Source organism: Variovorax sp. YR566 (assembly GCF_051992195.1).
Taxonomy (GTDB): domain Bacteria; phylum Pseudomonadota; class Gammaproteobacteria; order Burkholderiales; family Burkholderiaceae_C; genus Variovorax.
Genome location: NZ_CP197092.1, coordinates 3875099 through 3888783 on the forward strand (window position 1 = coordinate 3875099; position 13685 = coordinate 3888783).

The 13685-nt window shown below is 66.6% G+C and carries 16 protein-coding genes; 6 read left to right on the forward strand and 10 right to left on the reverse strand.

Annotated features, from left to right (window positions below):
* Positions 1 to 93 precede the first annotated feature (93 nt).
* Positions 94 to 747 (reverse strand): BON domain-containing protein, encoded by a 654-nt coding sequence (locus ACTG4X_RS18105; RefSeq protein WP_093074282.1) that lies wholly within the window; start codon positions 745 to 747, stop codon positions 94 to 96.
* 65 nt (positions 748 to 812) lie between these two features.
* Positions 813 to 1316, reverse strand: a complete 504-nt coding sequence (locus tag ACTG4X_RS18110) for an ornithine carbamoyltransferase (RefSeq protein WP_093060163.1) — start codon at positions 1314 to 1316, stop codon at positions 813 to 815.
* A 236-nt stretch (positions 1317 to 1552) separates the two neighbouring features.
* Here ACTG4X_RS18110 and ACTG4X_RS18115 point away from each other — a divergent pair, with 236 nt between their 5' ends.
* Entirely contained in the window at positions 1553 to 2305 is a 753-nt protein-coding gene (locus ACTG4X_RS18115; protein WP_093074280.1) for a Crp/Fnr family transcriptional regulator, read from the forward strand.
* 17 nt (positions 2306 to 2322) lie between these two features.
* Here the strand turns inward: ACTG4X_RS18115 and ACTG4X_RS18120 are convergent, their stop codons facing one another.
* Together ACTG4X_RS18120 and ACTG4X_RS18125 are read right to left on the reverse strand one after the other, a co-directional pair.
* Positions 2323 to 4437, reverse strand: coding sequence for a PAS domain S-box protein (locus tag ACTG4X_RS18120; RefSeq protein ID WP_440531548.1), 2115 nt, complete (start codon positions 4435 to 4437; stop codon positions 2323 to 2325).
* Complete coding sequence (locus tag ACTG4X_RS18125) at positions 4430 to 5158, reverse strand: winged helix-turn-helix domain-containing protein (protein WP_093074276.1); 729 nt, start codon at positions 5156 to 5158, stop codon at positions 4430 to 4432. Before ACTG4X_RS18125 ends, ACTG4X_RS18120 begins: the two co-directional genes overlap by 8 nt.
* 224 nt (positions 5159 to 5382) lie before the next feature.
* On the opposite strand from ACTG4X_RS18125, the gene ACTG4X_RS18130 reads away from it, so the two are divergent.
* Positions 5383 to 5757, forward strand: coding sequence for a hypothetical protein (locus ACTG4X_RS18130; protein WP_440531549.1), 375 nt, complete (start codon positions 5383 to 5385; stop codon positions 5755 to 5757).
* Positions 5754 to 5912, forward strand: coding sequence for a hypothetical protein (locus ACTG4X_RS18135; protein ID WP_440531550.1), 159 nt, complete (start codon positions 5754 to 5756; stop codon positions 5910 to 5912). The genes ACTG4X_RS18130 and ACTG4X_RS18135 overlap by 4 nt, the downstream gene beginning before the upstream one ends.
* 9 nt (positions 5913 to 5921) lie before the next feature.
* On the opposite strand, the gene ACTG4X_RS18140 is transcribed toward ACTG4X_RS18135, so the two are convergent.
* The 5 genes from ACTG4X_RS18140 to ACTG4X_RS18160 all read right to left on the reverse strand — a co-directional run bounded on the left by ACTG4X_RS18140 (position 5922) and on the right by ACTG4X_RS18160 (position 8537).
* Entirely contained in the window at positions 5922 to 6713 is a 792-nt protein-coding gene (locus ACTG4X_RS18140) for a response regulator (RefSeq protein ID WP_440531551.1), read from the reverse strand.
* A gap of 54 nt (positions 6714 to 6767) precedes the next feature.
* On the reverse strand, positions 6768 to 7217 hold the full coding sequence (locus ACTG4X_RS18145) for a host attachment protein (RefSeq protein WP_093074270.1): 450 nt from the start codon (positions 7215 to 7217) through the stop codon (positions 6768 to 6770).
* Positions 7218 to 7353: 136 nt separating this feature from the next.
* Positions 7354 to 7770 (reverse strand): DUF6691 family protein, encoded by a 417-nt coding sequence (locus ACTG4X_RS18150; protein ID WP_097199254.1) that lies wholly within the window; start codon positions 7768 to 7770, stop codon positions 7354 to 7356.
* Positions 7771 to 7779: 9 nt separating this feature from the next.
* Complete coding sequence (locus tag ACTG4X_RS18155) at positions 7780 to 8214, reverse strand: YeeE/YedE family protein (protein ID WP_440534403.1); 435 nt, start codon at positions 8212 to 8214, stop codon at positions 7780 to 7782.
* Entirely contained in the window at positions 8214 to 8537 is a 324-nt protein-coding gene (locus tag ACTG4X_RS18160) for an ArsR/SmtB family transcription factor (RefSeq protein ID WP_093060072.1), read from the reverse strand. The genes ACTG4X_RS18155 and ACTG4X_RS18160 overlap by 1 nt, the downstream gene beginning before the upstream one ends.
* A gap of 88 nt (positions 8538 to 8625) precedes the next feature.
* Here ACTG4X_RS18160 and ACTG4X_RS18165 point away from each other — a divergent pair, with 88 nt between their 5' ends.
* The gene (locus ACTG4X_RS18165; protein ID WP_440531552.1) at positions 8626 to 9519 is read left to right on the forward strand and encodes an MBL fold metallo-hydrolase; all 894 of its coding nucleotides are present in this window, start codon (positions 8626 to 8628) and stop codon (positions 9517 to 9519) included.
* 15 nt (positions 9520 to 9534) lie between these two features.
* Here ACTG4X_RS18165 and acs read toward each other — a convergent pair whose 3' ends face one another.
* Positions 9535 to 11511, reverse strand: coding sequence for an acetate--CoA ligase (acs, locus tag ACTG4X_RS18170; protein ID WP_440531553.1), 1977 nt, complete (start codon positions 11509 to 11511; stop codon positions 9535 to 9537).
* Between the two features lie 125 nt (positions 11512 to 11636).
* Here acs and ACTG4X_RS18175 point away from each other — a divergent pair, with 125 nt between their 5' ends.
* Both ACTG4X_RS18175 and ACTG4X_RS18180 read left to right on the forward strand, forming a co-directional pair.
* Entirely contained in the window at positions 11637 to 11957 is a 321-nt protein-coding gene (locus tag ACTG4X_RS18175) for a DUF485 domain-containing protein (RefSeq protein ID WP_426388629.1), read from the forward strand.
* Positions 11954 to 13681 (forward strand): cation acetate symporter, encoded by a 1728-nt coding sequence (locus tag ACTG4X_RS18180; RefSeq protein WP_371127432.1) that lies wholly within the window; start codon positions 11954 to 11956, stop codon positions 13679 to 13681. Before ACTG4X_RS18175 ends, ACTG4X_RS18180 begins: the two co-directional genes overlap by 4 nt.
* Positions 13682 to 13685 lie beyond the last annotated feature (4 nt).

Sequence of the window (13685 nt, forward strand, 5' to 3'; positions counted from 1 at the left end):
GGGCCCGGGGATATTGCGTTGCTCCAGTACGAGTGGCGGCAGTGCGGCATTCACGGCAGGACTCGCTCAAAAGACAGCCCGGGCGTTGCCGCCTCAGGCGTCCACCAGCAGGTCATTCACCACCACAGTGACGCCTGGCGTGGCCCATGCGGCACCCTGCACCGCATCGCGGTCGGTCCAGGAATGGACCGTGCCGCGCAGCGTGACCTGCGAGCCGTTGACCGTGATGGCAAGCTTGCGGGCTTCGCGGTCGGCCTGGCGCGAAAGCGCGTCGTGAATCTTCTTCTCGACGTCGGCAGGGCTCACCTTCGCCTTGACTTTCACGAGGTTCGACACGCCGGTCACCCCCATCAGGTCGCGCACTGCGCTTTCGGCGGCGCTGCGCTGATATCCCCACTCGACTTCGCCAGCCAGCGTGATCCAGCCGTTTTCCACCAGGGGCTGGATCTTGTCGTCGGGAACGAGCGCGTTCCAGTCCAGTGCACATTCGACCGCCATGGCTATGTCGGCATCGGTGCGCTGGTTGTCGAAGGGCAGCTTCACCGTCAATTCGACGGCCAGCGCCTTGACGCCATGCACGCGTTGCACGGCGCGCTCGACGGCGTACTTCTCGGCGTGGCTGGCGAGGTGGCCTGTGAGGGTGACCACGCCGTCCTTGACGATCACGCCGACGTCGGAGGTCTTGACCTCGGGCGCCCAGGTCAGCTCGGCCTGGATGTCGTTGCGCAATTGGGTATCGGTCTTCATGAGGATTCCTTGCGGTGAATGAATGAATGAATGAATGGAAGGGCAGTTGCCTCGGGCCCGGCAGCTCAGGCGATGGCGTCCAGCAGCAGGGCCTGGAGCACGAAGCACCGGTTGTCGGCCAGCGGGGTCTTGTCTCCGAGAAGCCCGGCCAGTTGCTCGGCCGGATGGCCTCGCATGGCAGCGCCATCGAAGACCGGAATCCCGGCATGCTGGCCGATCTGTTGAACGAGCACGGGCTCCAGGCCCTGGCACTCCACGGCCTCGTAGAGGCGGCCGAGCATGCGGGCGGTGTGCTGCACTTCCTGCGGCGTACTCGCGGACGACAGGCTCGAGCGCATGACGGCTACGTGGGCGCCCAATGCCTCCGCGGCGCGACGGAACAGCGCTTGAGCCTCGTCGGGCTGCGTTTCGCACAGCAGCCCCAGGTTCTTGCCGCGCAGCAGCTGGCGGGTGGTCCCGTCCAGCGAGGCGCGCTGGAGGATGCGCGCGTGGCACAGCAGGCTCGCCACGTTCAGTGGAGAGAGCTGCGGCTCGGCCTCGGGACTGCGGGCGTTGTTGGAAAGGGGCATGGCAATGGTCAATGTGTGACTCGCCAAGGTTAGGGACGCCAACGGTCCCGGACTTGATGCAGGTCAAAGCACGGAGCGGGCCTCGTGCGACTTGCAGCACGCCGAATGCCGTTGATACACGCCGGACACACTTCATTCACCGAGCGTTACCCATCGATTCCGACCGTTGTCATTGCGTTGCCGAGGGCTTCCTAGCATCCATCCATCGACACGCGACAGTTCACCAAGGAGTCCAGATGCTCAATACCGCCACTTCCTCGAAGACCACACCGGTCCTGCCGACCATCGGCCGGGAGTGCGCGGACCGGAGCACCGGCGATACGCTGAAGCTGCTTGCCGAGCAACTCAAGCCGCAGCGCCGTGTGGTGCACACGGGTGACACGATCTACCAGGCGGGCGAGCGCTTCGGCAATCTCTACATCCTGAACTCGGGCTTCTTCAAGATCGTGAATCTCTCGGCCGATGGGCGCGAGCAGGTGGTGGGTCTCAAGTTCCGCGGTGACTGGCTCGGCTTCGACGGCATCGCGGGCAGCCGCTATTCATGCGATGCGGTAGCCATGGATACCGGCGAGATCTGGGTTGTGTCGTACGAGGCCCTGCTGGCCGCCTGCGTCACGCATCCCGGCTTGCTGCAAGTTCTGCACACCGCCATGAGCCGGGAGATCTCGCACGATCGGGACTCGTTGATGTCCGTCTGCACACTGCCGGCCGACGCCCGCGTGGCCGACTTCCTGCGCTACTGGGCGGAGACGCTGGCCGAGCGCGGCATGCGCACCGACGAGATCACGCTGCGCATGACGCGCGCCGAGATCGGCAACTACCTGGGCATGACGCTCGAGAGCGTGAGCCGCGCGCTGTCGCGGCTGGCGCGCGACAACGTCATCGGGTTTGCCACCAAGGGGCGCCGCGATGTGCAGATTCCCGACGTCGGCGCGCTGTCGGCCTTCGTGCAGCGCTGCCTGGCACCTGCACCCGCAATGCTCCAGTAAGGGTCGCAGCCGCGCGTTCAGGCGTGGCCGGCCAGCACCTTTGCCATGGCCCGCGCAAGTTCGGAGCGCGAGTAGGGTTTGCGCAGCAGCTCCCAGCTCTGCGGCACTTCTCGGTCGGCATCCAGCAACTCGGACGAGAAGCCCGACATCAGCAACACCGCCAGCCGGGGAAAGCGCTGCTGCACCTCGATGGCCAGCCGCGTGCCTCGCATGCCGGCGCCCAGGGCGATGTCGCTCAGCAGCAGGTCGAAAGGCCCGGCGCCTGCGTCCAGCGCCGACAACGCCTGCTCGGCCGTGGCGGCCGTGACGACATCGCAGCCCAGCGTGGCAAGGAAGGTGTGCACCACCTTGCGCACCTCCGCGTCGTCCTCGACCAGCATCACACGCAGTCCGGGCGGAATCGTTTCGTCGGCACGTTCGTCCTCGGTGACTGGCGGTCCGGCTTCTTCCTGTTGCGGCAGGTAGAGCGTCACGGTAGTGCCCCGGCCCGCCTTGCTGTCGATCGCGACCGCGCCCCGGGACTGGTTGACGAAGCCGTGCACCGTGCTCAGGCCAAGCCCGGTGCCGCGGCCGGCGTCCTTGGTGGTGAAGAAGGGCTCGAAGGCGCGCTCCTTCACCTCCTCGGACATGCCCGTGCCGCTGTCAGCGATGGAGATTGCGACGAACCGCGCGGCTGCGTTGCTGTTCGGGTCGTTGCGTTCGCTGCGCAGGGCCTCCGGCAACGCACCGCACAGCTCGGTGCGAAACCGCAGCGTGCCGCCTTCGGGCATGGCGTCACGCGCATTGATCGCAATGTTGAGCAGTGCCGATTCCAGCTGCCCCGCGTCTGCCACCACAGGCGGACAACCAGGCGCGGTGTCGATTTCGATGCGAATGCGCTGGTCCAGCGTGCGCCGCAGCATGTCGGCCAGGGAGTGCAGCAGCGCATGTGTGTCGACGGCGATCGGCTGCAGCATCTGCCGGCGGGAAAACGCCAGCAGCTTGCCGGTGAGTTCGGCGCCCCGTCGCGTGGCGCGTGTGGCGGCGCCCAGCAACTGCTGGGCGTAACTGTCCTGAGCAAGTGCGGGCAGTTCTTCCAGAACCTGGAGGTTGCCCTGGATGACGGTCAGCAGGTTGTTGAAATCGTGCGCGATGCCGCCCGTGAGCTGGCCGACGCTTTCGAGCCGCTGCGCATGGTTGAGCGCCTCCTCGGTCTGCACGCGCTGCAGGCTGGTGGCAAGCAGGCTGGAAAGCGACTCGAGAAAGCGCACTTCTTCGTCGCCGAAGCGCTTGGACTCCTTCGAGCGCACCGACAGCATGCCGATTACCCGCCCCCGGTCGGACAGCGGCACCGCGAGTGCGCTGACCAGTCCGGCGTCGAGGTAGGCCTGGGGCACGGCGAAGCGATGTTCCTTGCCATAGTCCGGCACCACGACCGGCCGGCCTTGGGAGAGCACGAAACCCGGCGGGGTGTCGGGGCGGTTGGCAATGCGCGAACCGATCTCTTCACCGGCGATCAGGCCGATGCCGCTGACTACGCGAAACTCGAGGCCGTTGCTGTCGAGCAGCCACACCATCGCGACCTCGACTTGCAAGGCCGTTGTGATGATTTCCGGCACATGCTCGAGCACCACCTGCAGATCGCGCGTGTCGACTGCCAGGCGCCCCAACTGGGCCAGGTGCTCGCTGTAGCGGGCGCGTTGCAGTGCCTGCTTCACGCGCGGGTAGGCGCCGATGTCGCGGATGGCGGCCACGACGAAAGGCAGGCCATGGTTCTGCAGCGGGCTGAGCGCGATCTCGACCATGACCTCGCTGCCGTCCTTTCGCTTGGCCACCAGCTCCATCTGCGTGCCCATGGGGCGCGGGCGGGGGGAGCGGCCATAGGCTTCACGGTAGGAGGCGTGGCGCGGGCGGATGCTGTCGGGCACCAGCACGTCGACGTTCAGGCCCACCAGTTCTTCCACCGCATAGCCCAGCAGCGCGGCTGCCGAGGGGTTGGCGAGCATGATGCTGCCGGACTGGTCCACCAGCAGCAGCGAATCGGGGTAGGCGATGAAGAGCGAGCGGAACACGCTGCTTTCCTCGATGCCCGACGGCAAGCCCTGGATGGGCACGTCGAGCAGGAAAGGCGGGTTGCGTGCAGCGTCAGCCATGGGAAACCGGCGGCACCAGGATGTAGCCTGCGCCTCGCACCGACTTGATGAGCTGCGGGTCGTCCGCATCCGCCTCGATCTTCTTGCGCAGCCGGCCGACCTGTACGTCGATCGTGCGGTCGAAGGGGGCGGCTTCGCGTCCGCGTGTCTGCTCGAGCAGGAAGTCGCGCGACAGCACGCGGCCGGGATGGCGGGCAAAGGCTTGCAGCAGGTCGAACTCGCCGCCGGTCAGCGGCACTTGCTCGCCTTGCGGGTTCCTGAGGCTGCGCGCGGCGGTGTCGAGCTGCCAGCCGGCGAAGCTCAGCTTGTCGGGAGAGGCTGCAACGGGCGCCGGGGACGCGGGTGTCTCGGGCGTGAGCCGGCGCAGCACCGCCTTCACGCGCGCCACCAGCTCGCGCAGGTCGAAGGGCTTGGTCACGTAGTCGTCGGCCCCAACCTCAAGGCCCACGACCTTGTCCACAGCATCGCCCCGGCCGGTGACGATGACGAGGCCGCAGCGCCAGCTCTCGCGCACGTGGCGCGCAATGGTGAAGCCGTCTTCGCCGGGCAGGCCGAGATCGAGCAGTACGAGGTCTGCGGGATCGGTGTCCATCAGCGCCATGAGGGCCCGGCCGTTGTGGACCTGGGTGACACGGAAACCGTGGCCCTGCAGGTAGTTGGCCAGCAGCAGCGTGATGTCAACCTCGTCGTCGAGCACCGCGATGTGGGAGGCAGGTTTCATACAAGGGCAAGGAAATAGAGCACGAATGTTGCAAACATCCTGAATCGAAGGGGAGCGTAGCACGCAAGCCTTGTTTGCGGCTCTCTTTGCAGCCGTGCCGTCGGCCGTAGCGTCCAGCGATAAAGGATGTGCGATCTTGTGCGGCCTTTGATCCCGCGCAAGCCTGGCAGGGCGGTGCGGCGTCAGCATTCGTGTGAACGCCCCATCGGGGCAAGAGGACACACATGAACTCCGACTTCACTTTTCCGCTGGCGCTGTGCAAGGCGCAGTACGGCATCTGGCTGCACTCGCTCGAAATGTTCGAGACGATCGGATCGCGCATCCTGCAGGACGGCATCGCACTGACCCGCGCCGAGACGGATGCCGTCACGCGGGCCGAGGACTGGCGGGCGTTGGCCATGGCGCCGATGCATGCGTTCCGGCGCTCGGACACAGACGGTGCTTCCCACACGCCACCGGTAGCCATCGAGGCCACACCATCCCGGCGGGCCGTGGTGAACGACGCCTTGCGCACCCTGCACGGAGCGTTGGCCGCGGCACCGTCCGCACGCCGGCAGCATGCTGGTCGCAAGGCAGCCGCGACGCGGAGGAAAGCGTGACGCTCTCGACCATCTCCGTGCACCTCGACCACACCGAGCGGTGCGAGGTCCGCACCCGCCTGGCGGTGCGGATCGCCAGGCTGATGCAACCCGGCGCCGCCACCTGCTTGCGCGGAAGAAGCGGCCGATGGGCCGATGTGCTCGTGGAGCACTGACGCGCGCGGCTACAGCAGCCCCTGGTTGGCGGCCGCGATCACCGCATGCGCGCGCGTGCGCACCTGCAGCTTGAGGCAGATATTTTTCATGTGGGCGCAAACCGTCCGCCCGCTGATCGAAAGATGGCGGGCGATGTCCCCTGTGACGTGGCCTTCGGCAACGAGCCGGAGCACCTCGCGTTCCCGCGCCGAGAGAACTCCGCGGGGGCCACCTTCGGCTTCCCGCAGTGCAAGGGGAGCATTTCCAAGTCGCATCAGCAGGTGCCGGATCACGCTCGGCGACACCGCCGCGCCGCCATTGACGACCTGCAGCACCGCTTGCGCGAAATCCTGGAACCAGGAGTTCTTGACGAGATAACCCCATGCACCCGCGGTGAACGCCCGGCGCACATGAACCTCGTCTTCCAGAGCCGAGTGCACGATGACTTCGACCGAACTGCAATGGCGTCGGGCGCTCTCGATAAGTTCGAATCCCTTGCCGCCGCCGAGCCGGACATCGATGATGAGCACGTCGAATTCATGCTGTGTCAGAAGGCGCTTGCCTTCCTGCAGGCTGCCCGCTTCGCCGACGATACGCACGCGCGCATCCATCGCCAGTTCGCGGGCGATTGCACGCCGCGCATCGGCGTCTTCGTCGATCACCAGCACCCGCACCGGCTTCCCGGGCTGGCCGGTCAGGAAGCCCGGCCATGAATTCGCCGGTACCCGATTCGTCTCTTGCGCAGGGGCGCTTTCGATCTTCGCGAGCCAGTGTGGGGCGCCACGCGTCAACGGTGACGGCTCGGGTGGGACTGCATCCAAGGATGGCTCCATACTGTTGCTGAAGTTCAGTTCAGGCTGAAGGAGTCCATGGCGTCAGAGCACTGCGGACCACGAGCCCGAGATGCGGCTTTCGAGTTCCGCGATGCCCACGTGGCACAGGTCGTTGTTCAGCGTGGCCTTGAGCCGCTGGGTGACCGCTTCGCTCAGCTGCGCCTTCAGTTCGCCCATGAAAGGGTTCGAGGCGAAAAGCGTGAGGGAGGCGTACTCGCCGACCTTCAGGCCCGCCTCCAGCCGCTGGGCGATTTCCTTCGCGAAGCGCTGGTGCTCCTTGCGCCGTGCGTCGCTGCGCGGCTCGAAATGGTTGAGGCCCCGGCTGTTGTCGGCGGCCTGGCTGCCGGGACGGTCCGGCTCGAGTTCCCTGGCGTGCAGCCGGCTTGCATCGTGTGCGAGGGTTTCGACTGGCACGAGCGGCGACTTGGCGGTGTCTCGGCGAAAGATGCGTGCCGATGCGGCATTGGCGATGACGATCAATTGGGTCTTCATGACGCTTCCCGGAGTAAGGGCGATGCCCAAGACTAGGACGTGCATTCACGGCAGACGTTGCGCTGGATCAAGTTCCGCCCCTTGCCCGGGCTGCTTGTGCGGCGCACGAGGCGGTCTTTGACCGCCCCGGACTCTGTCAGCGACCGAGCCGCTCGAAGAATTCGAAAATGCCCATGCCTGCCAGCATCGCAGCCACGAAGACAAGGGCCTTGACTTCGCCCATTCCGAGGGCGACCAGGCCCGGGCCGGGGCAGAAGCCTGCGATGCCCCAGCCGATGCCGAAGAGCAGGCTGCCCGCGATCAGGCGACGGTCGATGTGGCGCGCCGAGGGCAGGCGCATCTCGGCCCCGAGGATGGATACCGTGCGACGCCTTGCCAGCATGAATGCGACCATGCCGACGGCGATGGCACCGGCCATGACGAAGGCCAGGGACGGGTCCCAGGCGCCGGAGAGGTCGAGGAAGCCGAGCACCTTGGCCGGATTGGCCATGCCGGAGACGATGAGGCCGAGCCCGAAGACCAGGCCGGCGAGCAGCGAAGCGAGAACGAGCATGAAATCTCCTCAGGCACCGAGCAGATGACGTGTCACGAACACCGTGACAAAGCCGGCGCCCATGAATGCGACAGTGGCCACGAGCGAGCGCGGCGACAGGCGGGAAAGGCCGCAGACCCCGTGGCCGCTGGTGCAGCCAGACCCGTAGCGGGTGCCCAGGCCGACGAGCAACCCCGCCAGGATCAGCGTGCCGTAGTTCGCGTCGATCTGCGGCCTGGGCAGCGCCGCGAAGAGCAGATAGACCAGCGGTGCGCCGACAAGCCCTAGCGTGAAGGCGGCGCGCCAGGCTATGTCGCCCCTGATCGGCCCGAGGAGCCCGCCGAGTACGCCGCTGATGCCTGCGATGCGCCCGTTGAGCAACACGAACAACGCCGTGGCGATGCCGATGAGCACGCCGCCGGCCAGCGCTGCGAACGGGGTGAAGTGGTTCCAGTCGATGGCCATCATTCCTCTTTCGGGCAGTAGAGGCGGTAGAGAACCGCGAGGATTTCCAGCATCGCCGGGTCGGCCACGCTGTAGAAGATGTTCTTGCCGTCGCGACGGGTGTTGACCACGCCCTCGTTACGCAGCACGCCCAGTTGCTGCGACAACGTGGGCTGGTGAATGCCCAGCTTCTGCTCCAGATCGCTCACGCACATCTCGCCCTGCGACAGTTGGCACAGGAGGAGGAGGCGGTCTTCGTTGGCCAGGAGCTTCAGCGCCACGACCGCCTTGCCGGCGGCTCCGCGCAGGAGTTCAGGGTCAATGGCCAGGGATGAGTGCTTCATGGGTTCCGGACTTCGCTTTCGATTGACATATTATATTCAAGTATATATTGTTATGACGGGCAACGGAACATCCATGGATGGAGCACTCATGGCAGCACGCACGACGACCCAAGGCTTTTTCGATCCCGCGACATGGACGATTTCCTACGTCGTGTGGGAGCACGCCACCAGGCATGCCGCGGTCATCGACCCCGTGCTGGACTACGACTTCAAGTCAGGGCACACCGGCACCGCGTCGGCAGACAAGCTGCTTGCCTATGTCCGCGACCACCGCCTGAGCGTCGACTGGATCCTGGAGACCCATGCGCACGCCGATCATCTGTCCGGCGCCCGCCACGTCCAGGAGCAGGTCGGCGGAAAGATCGCCATCGGCGAGAACATCCGCGTCGTCCAGTCGACCTTCAAGAAGCTCTTCAATCTCGAACGCGGCTTCCTGCCGGACGGAAGCCAGTTCGATCACCTGTTCAAGGATGGCGAAGTCTTCAGGATCGGCGACGTCGAAGCCACCGCCTTGCTGGTGCCGGGCCACACCCCCGCAGACATGGCCTACCTGGTGGACGGCGCCGTCTTCGTCGGCGACACGCTCTTCATGCCCGACCTCGGCAGCGCACGCGCCGACTTTCCCGGCGGCGATGCGCGCCAGCTCTACGGGTCGATGCGCAGGCTGCTGGATCTGCCGCCCGACACCGCCGTGTACGTCTGCCACGACTACCCGCCGGCATCGCGGCAGGCCCGCTGGCAGAGCACCGTGGCGGAACAGCGCGCACACAACATCCATGTGCGCGACGGCATCGGCGCCGACGAGTTCGTCGCGATGCGCACGGCCCGCGACGCGACGCTGGACGTGCCGACGCTCATCCTCCCGTCGATCCAGGTGAACGTGCGGGCGGGACGACTTCCTCCGGCCGACGACAACGGCGTTGCGTACCTGCGCATTCCGTTGAATGCGCTCCCGGTGCACCGCTCCCCGGCCCGGAGCTAGCCGGGCAGGGCGGGTTCAGTGCGCCTCGGTCAGCTGATCGAGGATCGCCGGGTTCTCCAGCGTCGACACATCCTGCGTGATCGCCTCGCCCTTGGCCACCGAGCGCAGCAGGCGGCGCATGATCTTTCCGCTGCGCGTCTTGGGCAGGTTGTCGGCGAAGCGGATCTCCTTGGGCTTGGCGATGGGGCCGATCTCCTTGCCGATCCAGGCGCGCAGCTCGGCCGCCAGGCGGTCGGCTTCCTTGCCCTCGGGGCGGGGCTGCTTGAGCACCACGAACGCGCAGATCGCCTCGCCGGTGGTGTCGTCTGGCCGGCCGACCACCGCGGCCTCGGCCACCAGCGCCGTGCAGGCCACGAGCGCCGATTCGATTTCCATGGTGCCCATGCGGTGGCCGCTGACGTTCAGCACGTCGTCGATGCGCCCGCCGATGGTGAAGTAGCCCGTGAGCGCATCGCGAGCGGCGCCGTCGCCCGCCAGGTAGTAGCCGCGCAGCTCCGGCGGGTAGTAGCTCGAACGGTAGCGCGCGTCGTCGCCCCACACCGCGCGGATCATGCTCGGCCAGGGCTTCTTGATGACCAGCAGGCCGCTCTCGCCGTTGGGCACGTCGTTGCCCATCTCGTCGACGATGGCCGCGGCGATGCCCGGAAAGGGCAGGGTGCAGGAGCCCGGCACGAGGTCGGTGGCACCCGGCAGCGGCGTGATCATGTGGCCGCCGGTCTCGGTCTGCCACCAGGTGTCGAGCACCGGGCAGCGGCCGCCGCCCACGTGCTTGCGATACCACTCCCACGCGGCCGGGTTGATCGGCTCGCCGACCGAGCCCAGCACGCGCAGGCTGCGCAGGTCGTAGCGGTCGGGGTGAACGGCGGAGTTGCCTTCGGCAGCCTTGATGAGCGAGCGGATGGCCGTGGGTGCCGTGTAGAAGACCGTGACGCCGTGCCGCTCGATCATCTGCCAGAAGCGCCCCGCGTCGGGGAAGGTGGGCACGCCCTCGAACACCACCTCCGTCGCGCCGATGGCCAGGGGGCCGTACGCGATGTAGGTGTGACCAGTGACCCAGCCGATGTCGGCAGTGCACCAGAACACGTCGTCGTCGTGCATGTCGAAGGTCCACTTCGTGGTGAGTGCCGCATGCAGCAGGTAGCCGCCGCTGCAGTGCTGCACGCCCTTCGGCTTGCCGGTGGAGCCCGATGTGTAGAGCAGGAACAGCGGATGCTCGGCGCCCACCCATTCGGGTTCGCAGTGGTCGCCCTGCGCTTCAGTGATCTCGTGCATCCACAGATCGCGCGGCGTCCATGCAATGGGCCCACCGGTGCGGCGGTAGACGATGACCGACTCCACCGCCTCGCAGCCGCCCAGTGCGAGCGCCTCGTCGACCATTGCCTTGAGCGGCAGTTGCTTGCCCGCGCGCACCTGCTGGTCGGCTGTGATGACCACGGCGGCGCCGGTGTCCGCGATGCGGTCGCGCAGCGCGTGCGCCGAGAAGCCGCCGAACACCACCGAGTGCACCGCGCCCAGCCGCGCGCAGGCCTGCATCGCGACCACGCCTTCGACCGACATCGGCATGTAGATGACGACACGGTCGCCTTTCTTCACGCCGCGTGCTTTCAGCGCGTTGGCCATGCGGCAGGTCTGCGCGAGCAGTTGCGAATAGGTTGTGTGGGTGACCTTGCCGTCGTCCGACTCGAAGATGATCGCCACCTTGTTGCCCTTGCCGGCCTCCACCTGGCGGTCGAGGCAGTTCCACGAGACGTTGAGGGTGCCGTCCTCGAACCAGCGGTAGTAGGGCGCATCGCTGCTGTCGAGCGTCTTGGTGAACGGCGTTTTCCAGCCGATGAATTCGCGCGCAAGGCGAGCCCAGTAGCCCTCGTGGTCGGCATCGGCCTCGGCCACAAGGGTGTCGTATGCGGCGCGACCGGCGATATGCGCGGTGCGGGAGAGTGCTTCCGGGGGCGCATAGACCGGAAGACGGGACGGGAGATCGGGAGCGTTCATGTCTCGTGTCTTTCGTGGGATGGTGGCGCGATCTTGCCGACGGTGAAGGAGAAAACCTTGCGCCAGCGCAAGCTTCGATGCGGCGCGTGCACTCCTAATGGGGCCATCGCACACAAGGAGACTCCATGGAAGACGATCTGGTCGCGCGCATTGCCGCGAATCCGCAGTACAAGCAACTCAAGCGCCGGCGCGACCGCTTCGGCTGGACGCTGGCGGTGCTGATGCTCGCCGCCTACTACGGCTTCGTGCTGCTGGTGGCCTTCGACAAGGAGTTCCTGGCGCGACGCATGGGCGAAGGCGTCATGACCCTTGGCATGCCGATCGGCTTCGGCGTGATCGTCTTCACCGTGGCCATCACCGGCTACTACGTGCGCCGTGCGAACGCGGAGTTCGACATCCTGTCCGACGCCGTGGTCAAGGCCGTGCAGAAGGTGGCCAAGCCATGAACGCACATCTCCTGCGCATGCGATCCGCCGCCGTCCTTCTTGCCTTGGGCGCAGTCTCGGCGGGCGCTCTTGCGGCTGGCGCCGACCTGGGCCAGCTCCAGCGGCAGCCCACCAACTGGACCGCCATCGGCATGTTCGCGCTGTTCGTGGTGGGAACGCTCTTCATCACCAAGTGGGCCGCGGCGCGCACCCGATCGGCATCCGACTTCTACACAGCCGGCGGCGGCATCACGGGCTTCCAGAACGGGCTTGCCATTGCCGGCGACTACATGTCGGCGGCGTCGTTCCTCGGCATTTCGGCCGCAGTGATGGCCACCGGCTATGACGGGTTGATCTATTCCATCGGCTTCCTGGTGGGCTGGCCGGTCATCACCTTCCTGATGGCCGAGCGGCTGCGCAACCTCGGCAAGTTCACCTTCGCCGACGTGGCGGCCTTCCGCTTCAAGCAGACCCCGGTGCGCATCTTCGCGGCCTCGGGCACGCTGGTGGTGGTGGCGTTCTACCTGATCGCGCAGATGGTGGGGGCAGGGCAGCTCATCAAGCTGCTGTTCGGCCTGGAGTACTGGATCGCGGTGGTCATCGTGGGCTCGCTCATGATGGTCTACGTGCTCTTCGGTGGCATGACGGCCACCACCTGGGTGCAGATCATCAAGGCCGGCCTGCTGTTGGGCGGCGCGAGCTTCATGGCGGTGTCGGTGCTGTGGCACTTCGGCTTCAGCCCCGAGGCGATGTTCGCCGGTGCGGTGAAGGTCAAGACCGACCTGGCGCTCAAGGACGGCAAGACCGCCCAGGTGGCAGCGAGCATCGGACAGTCGATCATGGGCCCGGGCAACTTCGTGAAGGACCCGATCTCGGCCATCTCCTTCGGCATGGCGCTCATGTTCGGCACGGCAGGCCTGCCGCACATCCTGATGCGCTTCTTCACGGTGCCCAGTGCCAAGGAGGCGCGCAAGTCGGTCATGTGGGCCACGGGCTGGATCGGCTACTTCTACCTGCTGACCTTCATCATCGGCTTCGGCGCCATCACCTTCGTGCTGACCAACCCCGACTTCCTCGACGCCAAGGGCGTGCTCAAGGGCGGCGGCAACATGGCGGCGATCCACCTGGCCAATGCGGTGGGCGGCAACGTGTTCCTGGGCTTCATCTCGGCGGTGGCCTTCGCGACCATCCTCGCGGTGGTGGCGGGCCTCACGCTGTCGGGCGCGTCGGCGGTGTCGCACGACCTGTATGCCACCGTCATCAAGAAGGGCGACGCCGGCAGCGCGGCCGAGCTGCGCGTGTCCAAGATCACCACGCTGGCGCTCGGTGCGCTGGCGGTGCTGCTGGGCATCGTGTTCGAGAAGCAGAACATTGCCTTCATGGTGTCGCTGGCCTTCGCCATCGCGGCCTCGGCCAACTTCCCGGTGCTCTTCATGTCGGTGCTCTGGAAGGGCTGCACCACGCGCGGCGCGGTGATCGGCGGCTTCCTCGGGCTGGTCTCTTCGGTGGCGCTGACGGTGGTGTCGCCTTCGGTCTGGGAGGCCACCTTCGGCTACCCGGCGGGGTCGGCGCCGTTCCCGTACACCTCGCCGTGCCTGTTCTCGATGAGCATCGCGTTCGCGGGCATCTGGCTGTTCTCGGTGCTGGACCGCAGCGCGCGCTCCCAGGTGGACCGCGGCGGCTTCCTCGCCCAGCAGGTGCGTTCCGAGACCGGCATCGGCGCGCATGGCGCGAGCGGGCACTGAACGA